Below are 17,584 nucleotides of genomic sequence, written 5' to 3' on the forward strand. Positions count from 1 at the left end.
CGACACAAGCGAGGGCCGCTTCCTTCGGGGTAAGGAAACGGCCCTCATGAAACCGGCGGGAACAGTGTCGGGGAAACCGCGTGCCGGTCGCGGGACGGGTTGTCCCGCGACGGCGGCCCGCGTGACTCCGAATCCCCCTTCGCCGTTTGGCGACAGGTTGGCGGCGTCGGCTCGGGCCGGCTGCCGTGGCCGACCTCAAGCAAGCGCCATGCCTGGCTGGGCTGGGACGGTCCCTGGCCCGGCCCCGGGCGATATCTTCTCGAAATCGATTGCAAAAGTTCTGTAAGTGTCCGGCCGCTGCGGCTGGTTGCGAGCCTCAGCCGACACAAACGGTGGATTTCTAGGCCTCCCGGCCGTGGACGGTTCCATTTCGCGTGGGTTGGGCGGGCTGGAGGGCCTTGACCATGAGGCAGACCGGCAAGGCCAGGCCGCCCGGCAAGGGGCGCACGGCCAGGCGGGCCACGGCGTATCCCCGGCGCAGGTAGAAGGCGACGGCGTTGCGCGACGCGGTCAGGCCCAGGCCGCCGATCCCCTGAGTCCTGGCCAGGTCCTCCACGACCGCGAGCAGTCGCGTGCCGGTGCCTGCCTCCGCGTCCGGGCTCGTATAGAGCAGGCTCACGTCGCAGCCCGTCAAGCCGGCCAGGCCAGTGATGCGCGAGCCCTGGACGGCGACAAGCAGTTGGTTGCGCTCGTCGTCGAGCATGGCCCGGAAGCGCTCGGCCGAGCCGCGTGCCGCCCAGGCCGCCCGTTCGCGGGGGCCGTAGCTGTCGCGGGCCTTGGCCTCGATGGCGTCGGCGAACACCCGGGCCATGGCCGGGACATCGTCCGGCCCGGCCGGCCGTATCTCCAGGGGCGCGGCGGTCACGGCCGGTGGGGCAGCCGGCAGGCCGTTTGGGGCAGATGGGGCGTGAATCGGCTCGGCGGGCTGACCAAAGGCGCACCCAGGGCAGCGGCAATGCCGCGCAGCAGGCCGGCGAAAACGAGGTTGTGCGGCCACAGCAAGGCATACCAATAGGCCCGCCCGGCGATACCCTTGGGCAGGAATTTGGAGTGGACCACGATCTCTGTCGCTTCCGGGCCGGCCTCGCGCAGCCGGAATTCCAGCAGCGCCTCGCCCGGGGTGCGCATCTCAGCCGCGAGCACCAGGCGACGCGGCGCCTCCACGGCCGCCACCCGCCAGAAATCGAGGGGATCGCCGACGCGGGGCGCCTCGCGGGGGGTGGTGACGCGGCGCAGCCCCACGCCGCCGACCAGTTGGTCGCCAAAGCCGCGCAGCCGCCACATCCAGTTGCCCCAATACCAGCCCGTTTCGCCGCCGATGCGGGCCACGGCCCGCCACACGGCCGCAAGGGGCGCGGCCACGACGGCCACGTAGCCGCACTGGTAGACCGTGCCCCCGGCATAGGGCGCGTCGCCGCAGGCCGTCCACTCGGGTGGCGCGGCGTAACCGGCGTCGGCGCAGGTGCTTTCCACGGCGTTCTGGCGGATCTTGTCCAGGGCCAGGGCGATGGCCTGGCGGCAGGTCAGGCGGTTTCGCGGCAGCAGCGTAAGGATGCGGGTGTCGCGGAACACGACCTCGTTGCGCAGCCCCTCCACCAGCGGCACGATCAGCGCCCGCGGCACGGGCGTGACGAGCTGCATCCAGTAGGTGGACAGGCGCGGGGTGAGAAACGGCACGGGGATGATGGGGCGGGGCGGCAGCCCGGCCACCGACGCGTAGAGCCGGAACATGTCGGCGTAGCTGAGCACGTCCGGGCCGCCGATGTCGAAGGTTTCGCCTATGGTGCGCGGCTCGTCCAGGCAGGCGACCAGATAGCCCAGGACGTCGGAAATGGCGATGGGTTGGCAGCGGTTGCGCACCCAGCGCGGGGCGATCATGAAGGGTAGCTTTTCGACCAGGGAGCGGATGATTTCAAAGGAGGCACTGCCGGAGCCCAGGATCATGGCGGCTCGCAGATGGGTGACGGGGGCGCTGCCGCTGGCGAGGATCGCGGCTACCTCGTGGCGGGATTTGAGGTGGTGGCTGAGTTGGTCGTCGTCGCGGCCGAGCCCGCCGAGGTAGATGATGCGTTCGAGGCCGGTTTCGCTGGCTGTGCGGGCCATGACGGACGCCGCTTGGCGGTCGGCGGCGGCGAAGTCCCGGGTGGTGGGGTGCATGGAGTGGACGAGGTAGTAGGCGGCGCCGCAACCGGCTGCGGCCTGGTGCATGGCGTCGGGGTCGAGGCTGTCGGCCCTAGCCAGTTCGAGCTGCGGGTGTGCGGCGTAGGTGCGGCATTGGAGTTTTTCCAGGGAGCGGCCCACGGCGCGGACACGGCGGCCGGCGTGGAGCAGTGCGGTGACGAGTCGGCCGCCGACGTATCCGGTGGCTCCGGTGACGAGGACGGGTTTCTGGGGCATGGTTGGTCCTTTTGGTGGAGACTGTGTTGATAGCAGGGTGTCGGGCGTGTCGCAACCGGAGCGGGTGTTGCTGGGGGCAGGTGTAAAGGATTTTGCTGGGCGGGCAAATTAGGGATTGACAAAACGGCGCTGGGCACCTAGGTTCCGATTCCTTCGCGTCGGGATGTAGCGCAGTCTGGGAGCGCACCTGAATGGGGTTCAGGGGGTCGGAGGTTCAAATCCTCTCATCCCGACCAGAATTTCCCCAAGAAAATCGGGCGGTTAGCAACAAAATGCTGACTGCCCCTTTTTCGTTTTTCAGGGGGTCGGGTATGCCAACGGTGTTGTCGTCGTTGGAGACGTCGATTTGTCCGACTTTTTCTGTCTCCAGTATTTCAAGGGGTTAGGACGAAAGTCCTGGCCCCTTGTTCGTTTTTCAACGGGCTATGCCTGTTGGCACCGTTGTCCGACCTACTTCGTCTGGAGTTCTTTCGAGATGGTATGTGCTGATATTATAGAATATGTTTATTGGTCGCAGAAAAATTCAAACTAAATGATTGGGAAATTTTTTCACCGAAACCACTTGGTTTGGGTGTGGGGATGAAGCTGGACCAAATACGCAGGGGGCTGCAGTTTGGGTCCTGGTCCTGAGTTGATATTGTCTGTATGAAATACTCGGATTGAGAATTGTTATATCTCATTATAAATGATATTCAGAGGATGGAGCAAGTGCAATCAATTTCATGTATGAGAAATATTGTTATGGAATACGGCTAATAATTTTACTATATCGCACTGATTGAGTCGGTCAACACATCGCGTTCAAATTCGCTAAGTCTAGATGTATTAAACTTTGTTGCCTTTAAAATATGAATTGCGTGATCAATATTGTCGACTTCCCCAATGGTTTTTAGTACTGATTTTCCGATAATTGGAGGAATTCCAAATTCGTCAAGAGAGGCCAAAAGAGGATTGTCAAAAAGAGCCTCAACTCTTGCCGAATAGAAGCTATAATCTCCTGCGGGTTCTTTCTCTAGTGGGAGAAGGTATGCCTGAATCCTTGATAGGGCCATTAAGTATCTAGGGAATTCATATGAGGCCCAGTTCCTGTCGAAGCTCAGTATCCTTTCAACGGCTTCGTCAGGAGTCTCTGCAGCATACTCACTGGGTATCAGTTCATTTGCAATCCGTTGTTTTGTCGTTTCTTTTTTGGAAAGTTTTCAAACCATTAGTGTTAATTGATTTCCACTGAAGACGCCTTGCTTTGGTTTTTTTTGGAAGAAATTCCATATTAAATTGCAAGCATATTTTAACTGATCGTAAGTAGGCAGCGAAGTCCAGGCAAGTAATCTAAATTTTCTTTCCTGTAATATTTTTTTTGCCAAATCGAGCTGGTCTCTTGGGTCAATGCCAGAATTTTGCCGCAAAATATACAAAGGAAGGATTCCGTCCACTGTATATTCGCTAAGGCGCTCTTTTGACTTCTCTGTCAGATCTTCAGGCTCCATCTGGATCAAAAGGCTATCAGGGACATCCTCATCTTGCGTAACGATAGGGATATCGACCAGGGGTAATTGCTCCCGGGGAGGTGGATCAAAAAGAAAGACTTTCCCAACAAAATGCTCGAACATTCTACCAGATCGCCCTTTTATGTTATTAAACGTAAAAAAGTCTATTTTTTTCGTGCTATTTCGTTGTCGTAAATGATAACATTTTTGGCCTTAGTATTGACGCCTTCGATCAAAGTCGATGTGCAAACGAGGAAGTTTAATTTTAAGTCGTTAAATTTTCTAACAATATATTGTCCTAAAGACCTTGGAAGTCGCCCATGATGAATGCCGATTCCCTTCAGTAGAGCTGTTCCAAATATCCATTGGGGGTGATAGTTCTGCGAAACCCAATTGCGGCATGAAACTAACTCTTGCAGGGGCTGGATTTCGTCAAGGTTTGTTGCAAGTAATCTCGCGACTTCATTTGCCTTTCCAGGAGAACTGCAAAAAATTAATGTTGGCTCTTTAAGGTCCTTGCATAACTCAATAAGTCTTTTTTCGCGATCAGTCGCCTCGACATAATATTGGTCGCTTGCAACAGTTGCAAACGGAGTGCAGTAAAAGTGGCAGCTGCAACGCTCTTCCGTGTTGTCTGATATTTGTTTGATGCTTGGGCCGAGTAAGAAAAATTGCCCTCCATCCTTCATTAGTCTATAGAAGGATTGATTGAGGCTGACTGTGCGTGCTTCATCTCCTTTTATATTTCCGAGCTTGTAGAATTCATCAATGACAAAAAAATCAATTATTGGCAGATTTTTATAAACGTTTAGCCGTTCTGCAGTAAATATGAACAAATTACTATCGGACGGCTCTTGTCCGACCTGCGTAATAAGTTTGTATATGTTTGAGAACTTAGAAAGTCTCCGGCGTGTTTCGTCTATTAAAGCGATTGTTGGCACTACGATGGCAATATTTTTGAATTTTTTAAAACCTATGATCTCATCAATAATCCGGCTTTTCCCGAAACTAGTTGGGGCACTTAATACAACGCTTTCGCCAAATAAAAGTCTTCTGTAGACGTGAGCCTGTTCTCGATGAAAAACAAATTTGTCGTTGCTCAATGGTTTGTGGTATTCGTATGCAATTGCATCTTGTAAAGATAATAAATCTTCGTCAAGATAAGGGAAAAGACCAACTTGTCTAGTCATATCATTTAAAATAGCAATATAGTTTCCGAAAGCCGGTTTGTTTTCAAGAGCCCTTAGGACAAGTTCTCGTCCATCATTCTCGCGTTCTGGGTCATTTACAAAGCAAGCAATTTCTTTTAAGATTGAGAACGGGTCAATTGCAATTTTTTGGGCGCTAGAGAGAATAGTCTTTAAATCTTTTTTTGTCATAGCTGCTGCCAAATTCGTAGTTTCCCATCTAGAGCCGTTACAAGTTCTGTTTTTGAGGCTAATGGAAATAGAAATAGATGTATCCTGATATCCTCAGGTAATCCTTTTGATGAAAATAAATGGTATGCCTCTCTCATCTCATTAATGAGAAGTTCCTTGTAGTGGTCGTCACATGCCGAGCACTGTCGAACAGCGTCACTTTCATATGTTAGCAAGACAGGAATGCATGCGCGTTTAAATACTTCATCTAGTGAAGTATTGGGCGACATTAAAGACCTTATCTTTTCATAGTGCTGCCAATTCTTGTCGACTTTATTAATTATTAAGTTGAATTCATCCCGAAGATAATTTGTCTGGGTATGGTCATGTAGTTCTTGAATAACATCCGAAACTGCTTGTTTTATATTTTTGTAAAATTTTACTTCGCCGATCCATAGCTCTAGCCCATCTTCGGCCTCAACGACATGGACAGAGTCGAATCCTTTTACAGTTTCATTTCGAGCAGTTTTATAGTAAATTTTTGAAATTGCTGGAATTGAATTGAAAACTTGCCTTTTTGCCATGTGGAGGAATAGTTCGCCAAATTCTCCTCGGTTATTAAACTTTTCTGACTGGTATATAATGTTTGCAGCATTTCTGATCATCCGCACCAGCGTTGACGAGTCGATCCCCTGGAGCTCGCTTTCTTTCAGTGCAAATTCTGGAAGCCATTCCATGACATGATTTACGAATTGATCTCGCCGCCACTCCCCTCGCTCATATCCGACACATAATCCCGATAAACCTGGATGAATATCTATCCTGTGGACTCTAACAGTCCAAAATGGCTCGGGTGTTGGCGGTGGCATGGCTGCTAAACTTTCTCCTAAAAATGCCTTGTTTTTTTTTTGGGAGATTCAAAAAAAAGACGATGCCTTTAAACTCGAAGAAATGATGCTTAACATGGCTGGATAGCTATGGGTTTTGTCCTTTATTTATAGCTGTCAGGAAATACTCAGAAATCATGATTCGCTAAGTTCTCATCGGTTAACGAGAGACGCTTTTCTTATACTACCCTTTCGGGTGGATTGCAATGACGTAAGTTGCCACGTGGGAAAGGATCTGCGATTAAATAAAGCTTTAATCGTCCCTGCCTGGATTAAAGAATCTCACCATTTCCTTTAATCGCTACTCGCCTCAGTCGCGAGTGCGCCCACCTATGGGAAAGGCGAAGGAGAACTCTGACGATCCAACGCAGCGATCTCAGTTTTATTTAAAATCAGAATTAGTTGCTTGCCGACTATTTTCCAATAATCATTTCCCGGTCAACGTCATACACGAAATCAGTGATCTCTCCGCTCAGAAATAAGTAGATTGCTTGTTCAATCGCTTCAAGCGGTGCCATGAACCATTCTCTTGGGAGATGCCGTTTTCCGTCTTTGTCGTACACGTCCAGGCTCAGGCAGACTTTTCCAAAGAAAGCGTGAAGCTTTTGCTCAAGAATTTGTGAGTTCATGTTGTAACATTGGTATGCTTTAACCAGCTGCACGTTCGACATGAGAAAAGTCGGGTCCTGATGTGGATCTTTCAAGCGACTTTTCACTGATGAGCGAGTGAACCCGATCTTGTATAGATTTTGTATAGATTGAATCTTTTGTTCTTTGCTGAGAGAGCGGACAACATAGATAAATCCAGCCTCTTTGTCATCCGTACTAACGCCTTTGAGCCCATTCAGTAGTTTGTCATGATTCTCTGTGACTCTACGACCATCTTTATAAAGCTCTGCAGACAGGGACCTCAAAAGCATGTCGGATTCAGCGCCATTGTCGAAGATGACACGAAGTCGGGCGTTGAGCTTGCCGTTAACCCGCTCCTTTTTGTCCATCTCTGCGACATAAAGAAGGATTCCTTTCAAGACGTAGAACATCCCTTTTTTAATCTGCTGTTCCCTGGCAAATGGGATGATCCTACGCTTCTCTTCTTTGAGGTCTTGATGGCACTGTTCGAATAGAGGCTCGAACTTCTCGAAGTCCTCGCACTTCTCCCGTTGTGCGACATATTCAGGCATGCTTTGGGGAATATGTTTGAGTGTAAAGATATCTTCTTCAGGGCTGAGAGGTTTCAATTCATCACCGAGAAGCCCAAGGGGATCGTTGGCAAAAATGTCGTTAATTGATTTAGGGGTAGGGATCTCAATCTTCTCATCTTTCGGTGCAGCCAGGAGTTCATATTCATCGAAATCGATGACTACATCCCGTTTCTCTTTATTTTTGCGGAAACTACTCAGGAAGTTGAAAAGCTGTCTTTCGTCATCTTTCTTTTCAGGTTCACGTCCATGCTCAGCATAGAACGCATTTACCTTGAGCAAGGCTTCGATCATGATTTCTTCTGGTGAAGATGCCGAAGCCCCTCTTGTTTTAACGTTCAAGAGTCCAAGGTGATCATTCTCTATGAGTTGGAGGAGTATGTCTTTATCCATGGCTATACGTTCTGCATCCTGCGCTGGTTCTGAATGTAAAGGAGTGCATCAGCCATGCGACGTTCAAGCGGATCAACAGCGGCTCTGCTGGGCTTGCGTTTATGCTCCTGCACGAACTCGTTAATCATGGGCCAAAGTTCCAAAGCCTCTTCAGAAGTCATGGCAAGTCTGTTCGCGTTAATCGCGTCCTGGATGGCCTTGAAAGTGTGTTTGGACAAACTCTTTGAAAGGACTTCAAACGCCTTCTGGAAGGGGTTTACAGAGTCAATTAGGTCAATACTCAAATCTTCTACGTTAACGAACTTGCCAGCCATCCGAATGAACCGTTGATCTCCCTCTACTTTGACCTTGCTGTTTTTGATGACAGAATCAGCAACTATGTATTGGCGGACTTCTTCTCGTTCTTCAGCAGAGAGTTCCGGGTACTTCACCTCGATGATCTTTGGGATCATCACCTTGTTAATGATTTCAGGGGCTATATTGCCTGGAAGAGCTTTGAGCATTTTGTCATCTTGCAGCACTGCGGCTTTCAAATCATTCAAGTCAGCTTCGATGATTTCTTTCACCCGCTTCGTGCTGGGTTCTTTGAATCCACGAATAAGGATTTCACCGGGCTTTGCCTTGTCCGTATCGAGTTTCTTTCGTTTGAACTTGAAATTGGGGGCCAGTACTTGTTCCATAAGTAAGGAACATGAGATCGCTTTCAGCATATTATTCACAGCGATAGTGACCTGTTCGTCGGTGGCTTCAGGCTGGGCAATGAGGTTGGTGAACTGTGCGTGAGTTTTGTTGCTGCTGTCTCTTGTGCAACGTCCGATGATCTGAATCACTTCTGTCAGAGAACTTCGGTATCCAACCGTGAGGGTTTGTTCGCAGTAGGGCCAGTCAAACCCTTCTTTGGCGGTGCCAAGAGCAATTATCAAGTCCAGGTCATCAGGGGATTTGATGTTGCGAAGATATTCATACACCTTGGATCGGGTGTTCATGTCATCTTCAACAAGGTCAGCCACCTTGATTTCTTTGCCATCACTATTACGTTTGACGGTGTGAATCTGCGTGTTGGGATCAGTCTTTACGATCTCCCCAATCTGGTCGAGGATGGCACCGACTTCAAAATACTTGTCTCCGGTTGACTCACGAGAATTGACGTTGGGGATGTGCAGAATAACCTTTTTATCTGTGTCCAGAATCTCCGGCAGGGCAGTCATGTATTGCCCCTGGTAAAAATGGTATCCTATGCCAAGAGACTTCAGATACTCGTAGCCGTTGAGTTGTTCGTAATAGTTGTACGTCACCCGAACGAATTTGGCCTCGTCTTCAGGCTGAAGCACCGGAATATTGTCACCTCTAAAATATGATCCTGTCATTGCGACTACGTGTGCCGAGGACCCGGCCATGACTGACCTGAGGAGTTCGCCTAGTCTGTTGTCCTCACCAGCCGACACATGGTGAAACTCATCAATTGCAAGTAGGGTATTGTCAAAGTCAGAAGGATCAAGGTTTTCAAACGCATGACGGAGGGTTGAGTGGGTACAAATAATTAATTGCTCGCCATTACCCATGAAGTCCACAAACGCGTTGGTCTTCCGACGTTCACTGCCAGGAGTACTTTTCTGAAGACAAAGATTGTATTTGTCTTTGGGTTTCCAATCAGCAAAGAATCCGTAAGTAGTCAGATCAGTAGGAGCAAAAGAAGCGCCAATGGTTTGTTCAGGAACCGCGACAATGACTTTTTTGATTCCTTGGAAATGCAGTTTGTCTAATCCTATGAACATGAGGGCGCGAGACTTACCCGAAGCAGGCGGAGCTTTGAGGAGAACATACTGAGCATTCCTGGCCTTATAGGCGCGTTCCTGCATTTCCCTCATCCCAAGTTCGTTAGTGGATTTGCTTTTGCCTGTGGTTTCGTAATCGACGTGGATAATATTTGGCATCACAAATCTCTATTTATGCTGTCATTTCTATGTATAGTTTGAAGAGATGCTCGAGGCGGTCAGAATCGCTTTCGAAGGATTTATTTCGATAGCAGCTGTCAACGGCAAGATCGAGTTGATGGTGGGCTATACGCAGATCGTTTGGCATTTTGTCTGGATCATAGAGTTCTGCCATAGTCATCCCAACATGCTCGTCCCTAACGTCCAAAACTTTATACGCCAGATCGCCAAGCATTTCTTTCAACTCATTTGACAAACTTGGCATTGGAAATGTATTGTAACAAAGAACTGATGAGTAGCGGTAATCGGTTTTTAACCTTCCAGCAACAGTCTGCACCCACACCATGTGCATACGGGAAGAAAGTACGCCGAAAATGAAAATTCCAGGATCATATATAACTTGATTGGGAGCTATCACTACATCGTCTTTTCCGAGATACCCAAGAGGAATATACTCTCTTCTTTCTGACGAAACTGTTGGAATGAATATAGCATTTTTTCGGGGCTTGTTCATTTCTCTAAATCTATATGGAAATTTTGCTAGATATTTTGCACCTGAATCAGTCTTGTTGTTTCGATATTTTTCCGTCTTTTTAATGCGATCCTCAACGAATGGGAATTTTAAGGCTTCTTCAAGAGTATCCTCTGTGATCCAAAGACACCATCGTTGTTTGCCATTTAAGAATTCATCAGCGCCGACAACTTTTCGAATGAGATGGCTACATCCTTCATTTGCCGCCTTCTCGAGGTCAGCAGGGTCCAAGAACAAATGTCCCCCGTCAACAGCTTTGTTTCCTGCGATCATTCTGGGGAAGCGTGAGATGCTCCTGGATGTTCTTTTTACAAATATATCTGGCGCATCTGAGAGATATGGATTGATATTGCCACAGAGCCTTTTTTCTGTTTTCTCATAGAGATACTTTTTGACTTTTGATTTATTCTGGACCCCTACCACAACACAAATAACTCCAGCGCCGTATTTCGCATTGTTAGTCCATTTAAACGACTTGTGCGCAAAGAATATCTCTAATCTGTTTGACAAAACAGGCGACCATAGCAAATCTACTTGCTCTCCTTGGCAGATTGAATTTGTTGACACAAAAGAAAACTTTGACATAGACTCTTTTATAAAATCTGCTGCTTTAAAGAACCACGCGAATATATAATCAATATTCTTCGCTTTCCCATGTTTTGAACACACATGAATAAGATCTGCCTTATGTTCTGCGGTTTGCATTCTCGCTCCCAGGTAGGGAGGGTTGCCCATAATGAAGACTTCATCCTCTTTTTGAGCAGGGCAGACTTTCGTCCAATCAAGTCTACAAGCATTGCCACATACTACATTCCCAGCTTCTTTTAAGGGCAAAGCTGGTCGAGCATCGCCAAACTTCTTCTTGAACTGCACATTCATCAGGTGCTCTGCCAGCCACAAGGATAGGATCGCCACTTCATGGGCAAAGTCGTCAATTTCAATGCCATAGAAATGGTCGAGAGTTATCAGCGAGTGGAGAGGGATATAGCCATCGAGTCTTTGCCTTTGCTCAAGAATTGCCATCTCAAGCTTGCGAATCTCTTTGTACGTAATGATGAGGAAGTTCCCTGATCCACACGCAGGGTCAAAGAATCGAATGCGACTGATGCGATTGAGAAGTTTTGCGAGTTTCTTGGTATTGTTTTTCGCATTTTCAAACTCTTCCCAGAGATCGTTGAGGAACAGCGGTTCGATCACCTTCATGATGTTGGGAACAGACGTATAGTGCATCCCAAGTCCACCACGTTGCTCAGGGGCGACCACTGCCTGGATCATTGAACCAAAAATATCCGGGTTGATCTCCGACCAATCCAAGGCTCCGCAGTCTATGATCATCCGCCGGGCGCGGCGGGTCATCTTGGGCGCATCATAAGAATCGCCAAACAACCCGCCATTTACATAAGGGAACTTGCAAAGTTGATCGATACAACCTTTTCGGTTCTCTGTATTCAGGACTTCGAAGAGCTGGTTCAAGAACGAGTCCAGGTCACTTCCATCCTCTTCCGTTAGTTCGTGGATAGCCTTGGAAAAGATGGTGTTCGGGAAGATGTCAGTGTCTTCGGCAAAGAAACAGAATAACAGCCTCGACAGGAACACGTTCAGTTTATGCCGTTCTTTCGGGGCCTTCTCGGCCTCGGGATTGTTCCGAAGAATTTCATCATACAGACGAGCCATACGTTCCGCAGCTTTGACATCAGCGGGATTCTCCTGGGCTTCCGCATACCGTTCTTTACCAGCCCAAGGCATGAAGAACTCCAAGTTCTTAGGCAGCTCCTCCAAACGAATATCCAAGGTGTCACCCACCTTCGTGTCATACGCCAGCAAGGACTTGTAATCTGTGACCACAAAGAACCTGGGATCGTGCCGCATACACCGCTGATCATTTCGCAACGTCTCCATCGTAGTAAACAGAGAATCCGAATCAGCAGGCTGAAACAGCACCTTTCGGGAAAGTATTTGTTGACCTTCAACATCGGAACGATTGTTTGTTCCATTTCTTAGCTGAGTTACCTGGGCCTTTGGGATTGAGTAGGCAAGGAGCAGATCGAAAAGAAAATCTGTTTCAGAAACAGGGTCTACAATCTTCTCGAGCTGTTTATAGAGCTGGGTGGTGTTCATTTTTTTTAGTTCTCAGTGCTTTGAAGTGTGGCTCAATCCTGTCGCCCAGAGGGTGTCGCCAATCCCTTTCAGCCCGAACCCAAACGCAGCACCTTGCGCATCTGGTTGACGTCGCCTTCGGGCGTGCCCTGGCACCATGGACCGCCCCAAAGGACACCCCCTGGATTCGCTCGGGGAGGGCTGTCCTGGGATTTTCCCAGATGGGCCTTTGGGTGGGGCTCCCCCTTGGTCTTAATCCCAGGAGAATCCCGTCTCGGCCCAATGATCGATTTTCATAGGGCTATTTCCAGCTTCCTTCAAGCTCTCGTGACCTGGCCCTTGCCCCGAGGGTATCCTTCTCTGGTCCCCGATCTCCTGGATCACGAGGTGAGCATGTCGAACGAAGCAGAATCCAACGCCAAGACGCTCGAGCTGATCGAAGAGATCATCAAGCGGTTTCAGCCCATCGAACACCTCTTTGATGTCATGGGTGCCGCAGATTCAGGAGTGCAGGGGGTGTTTGTGCGGCGGTGGGCAGGAATAGGGATGCATCTCGCAACAAATCTCAGGGAATATCTTGATCAGCTAGCCGCTGCTTCAAATGACAAGGGCTGAAGTCATGATCCTTTAATCTGTTTTCATGGAGGTTCAAGATATGATCTTTTTGAAATTTGTCGCTGGAATCGCCTTAGGTGTCGTTGTTGGAACCGTGTTCAAAGCAATATCTGACGGTGGTGGTGTCGTTGTTGGACATGATAACGTTCGAAACGCAATCAAAAAAGAAGAAAATAATGTTCGTGGTCGGTTCAATGACCTGAAGGTCACCAAAAACGATCCGAAGTTCTACGATTAATACCTTTTCGCCCCATAGGAACAAAAGAAATGGATGAAATACCTATCATTTTCAGCTACACGCGTGAACAAGCCATCGAAGACGGGGTGTTGATTGACGTCACCGAGCAAGCTAATCAGCTTGGCTTCAAGGTGAACACCTGCGTCACGGACCACCTCTATGCTGATTACCTTGTGCCGCCGGCCGGTCTGGAAGGAGAAGGGCAATCCATTGAGGGGCGGCTTCACGATCTCCTTTTTCGGACATGGATCGCGGCGAAAGCTTCAAGCGCCGGCGACCGTGCCGAATTCGATGTCTTGTTTCTTATGAAGCCGGGCCGATGGGACACTGCTCATATCCTGGCGATCATGGGGCCGGGTGATCACGGCGAGCCAGTGTTGACCATAATGCTGCCAGAAGACGAATAATCGTGCGGAGCTGGGAGTGAGATGGGTTTGAAGCAACACGCACTTATTCCATACGAAATTACGATGAAATTGCTGCGTGCCATCTCGAGACAATATTCAGCAAAGTGGGAATCCTTGGCAAAAAAATCTTCTGAATCTGAGGCGTGTGGGAAATCGAAAAGTCAAACCCCGGGATTTTGGGCACTCGCATTCGAAAATCGGGGGTTGAGTGGAAACTTGCCTCTTCGCGGGGTGTAGTTTGAATCTCAAGGGATACATGGTACTATTGCTTTTTGACTCCTCGAACACGTCTATATTTCTTGGCGACTTCTTTTAAGCGCTTCAAAAGTAGCGTCTTACTGACGTGCTCTGCATACTTTGAGGTGCTCAGTAAGTAGTCGGCCATGGCACCGTGATGTCGCGTATCCCCTTTGCGCCATAGATCATCTGCCTCTTGAGCTAATTTCTCGCAATTCTCATACTTTATTTTAAATGCTTCATTCATCGCATGGCTCGTTCCAAGTGAAGACATGTGATCTAGTGACTCTTCGGTGTAAAAATCTTTTTCTCGATCTATTGTTCCAAGTTTGTAGGCAGCTTTTATGAGCGTTAAAATAATTAGCTCTGATGCTTTCTTGGTGTATGTTTTTGATGCAACTGGAAGGTAGTATAGCAAGTCAAAGGCAGTCGTAAATAACTCTGAATATCGGCGCAAGTTGCTTATAGTGACTGGGTTGAGTTCGCTATTGTGTATTATTGAATGAGTAAGAATTCTCATTCCAAAAGAACCAATTAGTCCGTAACATGTTTTTATTTTAACATTCTCTTTGTTCGTGTTGAGTTTTTCAAATAGGTTGCATATGGCGTCAATGTCCTTTGGGATATATTTGAATAAAAAATACAGGATGTAGTGCCATTCAGGATTTTGCTCCTTGACGAGGGTTTGCATGTCATAGTTAAGCAAGAGATCGTACAATATCGAGGTAGCCTCCGAGTCGGCTGCGCCTGTTTTTAAAATCGATTCTTGAGCGGAGATAAGCAAGTCTCCAATGTCTTTATCTTTGTAAGAAATGGCATACTCGATAGAGTCAAGCTCTTTCGTTAGCAAGTCCTTTGTTTCGTTAAATACAGAAGAGTTTAGTTGGCTTTTTAACGAAATGATGAAGACTTTTAAAAACAAATTCTCTTTGCCGCCATAGCAATTATTCAGCGGCCATGAATCATTGCTTGAATTGGAATCATGAACATTTTTGAATTCAGTAAAGCCAATATTTTCTAAAAATTTAGAGTCTTTAAAAGTATCCGCCATTGGGGTGTCTTCTGGCAAATTGTTTAATGCTTCAATGCAATGGAGCATTTCAATAAAGCCAATAGTGTTGACTTTGTCGTTAGAAATCTTTTTCTGAAACGGAAAAGTCTTGTTTATCATATAACACCCCTGTCACCTGGAAATTTGTTACTGCTGAGGCGCGGCGCAAGCTGCCCATCTCTATAAGCCCTGCCTACCCCTGCTCCCTTCCGTTTTCACAGGCTCGTCACTCGGCGAGAGGCGAGAATTATTTTTATCACCAGCAAAAATAATTCTGATTTTACCCGGTCAAAAGCCTTTTATGCCAGTAGATACAAAGTTTTAGCAGGTTTAGAAAGGGGCCGTCAGGTGCGCCCACCCAGCGCAAATGGGGAAAGGACAGCATGGGCCCTTTGAAAAGATCATAACCCCGCGCCGACCTTCGAGGAGATAAAGGACCTAGGGAGCAAGGGCAAGAGATGGGGTATAGGCGATTAAGGGCGATAGCTGTGAAACCGTAAAGTCGTATCAAGTGGCTGTGAACCTGACGGTGTGATTGGTGGCAAGGTTTAGGGTGAGATCAGTGAGATCGATGCCTTAGCCGAACTAGACCGCATCACAACACCAAACAGGAGATAGCAAAGCTACTCGAAGCGCCAAGTTGTTTTACTTCATTGTGTTTGGCTCACTAACAAAATACCTTTTAGATAGGCAGACGCGTGTGATGATCATCTAGCCGGCTCAACCTGAAAACAAGTGATGTCCTGGCATCGTGTCGAAAAGCTCTTGGTGTCATAACGACCAATTCGACACGGGTATTAAAAATATTTGTAGCGCCAGTGGAGGTGCTTGATGTCTACTGAGTCTTTGATGAAGTCCATCATGGACAACTATCCTGGAATTGGACCTGATGCAGTTTTGTCTATGCTGGAAAAGTTGTTGATCGGCCAGAACAAAATCAAGACCAGCCTTTTGCTCTCGGGCGGTGTTTCGGATGGTAGTCCGGCGCAAGCTGGAGGTGGCAATCAACCCGATGGTGCGAAATCGCCTGCGGGTGTTGATCCCAAAATGGCTATTCAGGAAGACTACGTTCAGTGCTGCGAGTGTGGTGCCAAAATGAAGATGCTCGGAGATGCCCATCTCGCGAAGCATGGCCTGAATAAGACGTCCTATTTGCTTAAGTATGGCTATGCACCCAAAACGGCACTTGTCTCGGGTGAACTCAGCAAAAAGCGGAAGGAATCTGCCAAGGATAACAAGCTCGGACACCAGAAAACCGAAGATGCCCCTTCGGCGGTGGACACTCCTGCTGCTGAGTCCGAACAGCTTAAGGCCACTCCGAAGGAAAGCGGTCAGGAAAAAGGGGGAAAAACTGACTTCTCCTTAGCCTAGGTGCTTCAAACCATGGCCCAGGTCGGTGCAAACTGGCCTGGGCTATTGGTCATAGTTGTAGATTGGGCGCAAGCGCTGCAAGGGGCCGTTCGTCTGGCGTGTGGCCCGTGGATCTTGAGGCAAACGCCCGTCGGTACTCCAGTTTCAGAAAATTATTCAGTTATTTCAATAACTTACGTTAAATTGCAACATTCTGCGGTGTTATATAGAAATAATGAGTATGAACACTATAAATTTTTCTTTCATCTCCCCCATTATCCATCACTACCCCTCATTACCTCATTTTTTTGGGGGGAAAAAGGAAAACATTTTCCTTTTTATGGAGGAAGAAAGAAAGTGATTTTTTAACGGCAAAATTATTTTGCCCCAAACACTATATGGCTGCAACAGACAAATACAGGGGGTTGTTATGTCCAATGAAAATACTCTTGAAGTGGAAGGTCCGGAAGAAGATATCCTTGAAACTAATGGTGAAGTCTTTTATTTTACAAAAGATGCAATTGAATGCCTTAACCGATGGGTATTTTTAGAGGTCGCAGAAACCAATGAATTAGACAAATCGTTCTTGTCAATTATTTCCGACATAAATTTATCAATCAATAACTCTGAATCAAGAGAGAACAAGATTGGGAGCTATATGGTTAAGATAAAGATAGAAGTCGGAGACAAAGCAATATTGCTCCAAAGCGATCTAAAATATACCGGTAGAAACTGGAAGACATTTATTGACAAAAATATCACGCCCAGTGAAGCGAAAACATTGCAAACGTATATGCGTATAGCACGGGCAGAAATTGATCCCAAATATTATTACTTCGGAACCTATCGAATTAATAAAATTCTAAGCGTAATTTGGAAAAACAAAGATGTTAACTTTAATAAATTCATCGAGTCCTGCCTGGATCAAGGGGATGAAGATATTATAATGTCAAATGAAGATGAATATATTAGGCATTTAGCAAAAAGGCTCGTTTACTACACTGCGTTAAATGCATTGGAAAGCAAAAAAATAAATTTAAGCGATTCTGAAAATGAGCAGCTCAAGGAAGCAGTAGACAACAATTACAAATTGACAAATAAAGACGCCCAAGAAATTGCTGCGCTTAAAGGAGCGAACGGTGATGTAGAGGGGTATTTTAAGAATAAGAAGATTGCTCCTGAAAAAGAAAAACCCAAAAATGAATTGACTGTCGAAGCTGAGTTAGCAAACTTTCGGGAAGTATTGTTAAGTGTTGTTCAAAAAGTAGATGGTGTTGCTGCTGCTGACATATTGGCAGTCGAAAGCGAGTTGCGCGATGACATTGTTTTGTCGTTAGAGCGGATGGTTGTCCTGCTTAATCCATCTGAAGATGAGCAAGGATGAACTTCAGAATAAGAAGGA

At 47.7% G+C, this 17,584-nt stretch carries 15 protein-coding genes and 1 tRNA gene; 7 read left to right on the forward strand and 9 right to left on the reverse strand.

What is annotated here, in order from left to right:
* Positions 1-340: 340 nt before the first annotated feature.
* Both ACP59X_RS03360 and ACP59X_RS03365 read right to left on the reverse strand, forming a co-directional pair.
* The gene (locus tag ACP59X_RS03360) at positions 341-865 is read right to left on the reverse strand and encodes a GNAT family N-acetyltransferase (protein WP_428565053.1); all 525 of its coding nucleotides are present in this window, start codon (positions 863-865) and stop codon (positions 341-343) included.
* Complete coding sequence (locus ACP59X_RS03365; RefSeq protein ID WP_428565055.1) at positions 862-2,397, reverse strand: SDR family oxidoreductase; 1,536 nt, start codon at positions 2,395-2,397, stop codon at positions 862-864. The genes ACP59X_RS03360 and ACP59X_RS03365 overlap by 4 nt, the downstream gene beginning before the upstream one ends.
* A gap of 159 nt (positions 2,398-2,556) precedes the next feature.
* Between ACP59X_RS03365 and ACP59X_RS03370 the strand changes: the two genes are divergently transcribed.
* Positions 2,557-2,633, forward strand: a tRNA-Pro gene (locus ACP59X_RS03370).
* Positions 2,634-3,596: 963 nt separating this feature from the next.
* On the opposite strand, the gene ACP59X_RS03375 is transcribed toward ACP59X_RS03370, so the two are convergent.
* From ACP59X_RS03375 to ACP59X_RS03400, 6 genes are all read right to left on the reverse strand, one after another.
* Positions 3,597-4,007: a hypothetical protein gene (locus ACP59X_RS03375; RefSeq protein ID WP_428565057.1), complete on the reverse strand. Its 411-nt coding sequence runs from the start codon at positions 4,005-4,007 to the stop codon at positions 3,597-3,599.
* A 41-nt stretch (positions 4,008-4,048) separates the two neighbouring features.
* Entirely contained in the window at positions 4,049-5,275 is a 1,227-nt protein-coding gene (locus tag ACP59X_RS03380) for a DEAD/DEAH box helicase (RefSeq protein WP_428565059.1), read from the reverse strand.
* Positions 5,260-6,111, reverse strand: coding sequence for a HamA C-terminal domain-containing protein (locus ACP59X_RS03385; RefSeq protein ID WP_428565061.1), 852 nt, complete (start codon positions 6,109-6,111; stop codon positions 5,260-5,262). The genes ACP59X_RS03380 and ACP59X_RS03385 overlap by 16 nt, the downstream gene beginning before the upstream one ends.
* 431 nt (positions 6,112-6,542) lie before the next feature.
* On the reverse strand, positions 6,543-7,721 hold the full coding sequence (locus ACP59X_RS03390; protein WP_428565063.1) for a GIY-YIG nuclease family protein: 1,179 nt from the start codon (positions 7,719-7,721) through the stop codon (positions 6,543-6,545).
* A 2-nt stretch (positions 7,722-7,723) separates the two neighbouring features.
* Positions 7,724-9,655 (reverse strand): DEAD/DEAH box helicase, encoded by a 1,932-nt coding sequence (locus ACP59X_RS03395; RefSeq protein ID WP_428565065.1) that lies wholly within the window; start codon positions 9,653-9,655, stop codon positions 7,724-7,726.
* Positions 9,656-9,668: 13 nt separating this feature from the next.
* A complete protein-coding gene (locus tag ACP59X_RS03400; protein ID WP_428565067.1) occupies positions 9,669-12,305 on the reverse strand; it encodes a class I SAM-dependent DNA methyltransferase in 2,637 nt (878 codons plus the stop codon).
* 372 nt (positions 12,306-12,677) lie between these two features.
* Between ACP59X_RS03400 and ACP59X_RS03405 the strand changes: the two genes are divergently transcribed.
* From ACP59X_RS03405 to ACP59X_RS03415, 3 genes are read left to right on the forward strand one after another with little or no spacing between them, the layout of a single operon-like run.
* Positions 12,678-12,899, forward strand: a complete 222-nt coding sequence (locus ACP59X_RS03405; protein WP_428565069.1) for a hypothetical protein — start codon at positions 12,678-12,680, stop codon at positions 12,897-12,899.
* Positions 12,900-12,939: 40 nt separating this feature from the next.
* On the forward strand, positions 12,940-13,137 hold the full coding sequence (locus ACP59X_RS03410) for a hypothetical protein (RefSeq protein ID WP_428565071.1): 198 nt from the start codon (positions 12,940-12,942) through the stop codon (positions 13,135-13,137).
* A gap of 29 nt (positions 13,138-13,166) precedes the next feature.
* Entirely contained in the window at positions 13,167-13,544 is a 378-nt protein-coding gene (locus ACP59X_RS03415) for a DUF6573 family protein (RefSeq protein WP_428565073.1), read from the forward strand.
* Between the two features lie 262 nt (positions 13,545-13,806).
* On the opposite strand, the gene ACP59X_RS03420 is transcribed toward ACP59X_RS03415, so the two are convergent.
* Complete coding sequence (locus tag ACP59X_RS03420) at positions 13,807-14,952, reverse strand: hypothetical protein (RefSeq protein WP_428565075.1); 1,146 nt, start codon at positions 14,950-14,952, stop codon at positions 13,807-13,809.
* 729 nt (positions 14,953-15,681) lie between these two features.
* On the opposite strand from ACP59X_RS03420, the gene ACP59X_RS03425 reads away from it, so the two are divergent.
* The 3 genes from ACP59X_RS03425 to ACP59X_RS03435 all read left to right on the forward strand — a co-directional run bounded on the left by ACP59X_RS03425 (position 15,682) and on the right by ACP59X_RS03435 (position 17,566).
* Complete coding sequence (locus tag ACP59X_RS03425; RefSeq protein WP_428565077.1) at positions 15,682-16,203, forward strand: MucR family transcriptional regulator; 522 nt, start codon at positions 15,682-15,684, stop codon at positions 16,201-16,203.
* 12 nt (positions 16,204-16,215) lie between these two features.
* Positions 16,216-16,551, forward strand: coding sequence for a hypothetical protein (locus tag ACP59X_RS03430; protein ID WP_428565079.1), 336 nt, complete (start codon positions 16,216-16,218; stop codon positions 16,549-16,551).
* A gap of 61 nt (positions 16,552-16,612) precedes the next feature.
* Positions 16,613-17,566 (forward strand): hypothetical protein, encoded by a 954-nt coding sequence (locus tag ACP59X_RS03435; protein ID WP_428565081.1) that lies wholly within the window; start codon positions 16,613-16,615, stop codon positions 17,564-17,566.
* Positions 17,567-17,584 lie beyond the last annotated feature (18 nt).

Source organism: Solidesulfovibrio sp. DCME (genome assembly GCF_049995385.1).
Classification (GTDB): Bacteria; Desulfobacterota; Desulfovibrionia; order Desulfovibrionales; family Desulfovibrionaceae; genus Solidesulfovibrio.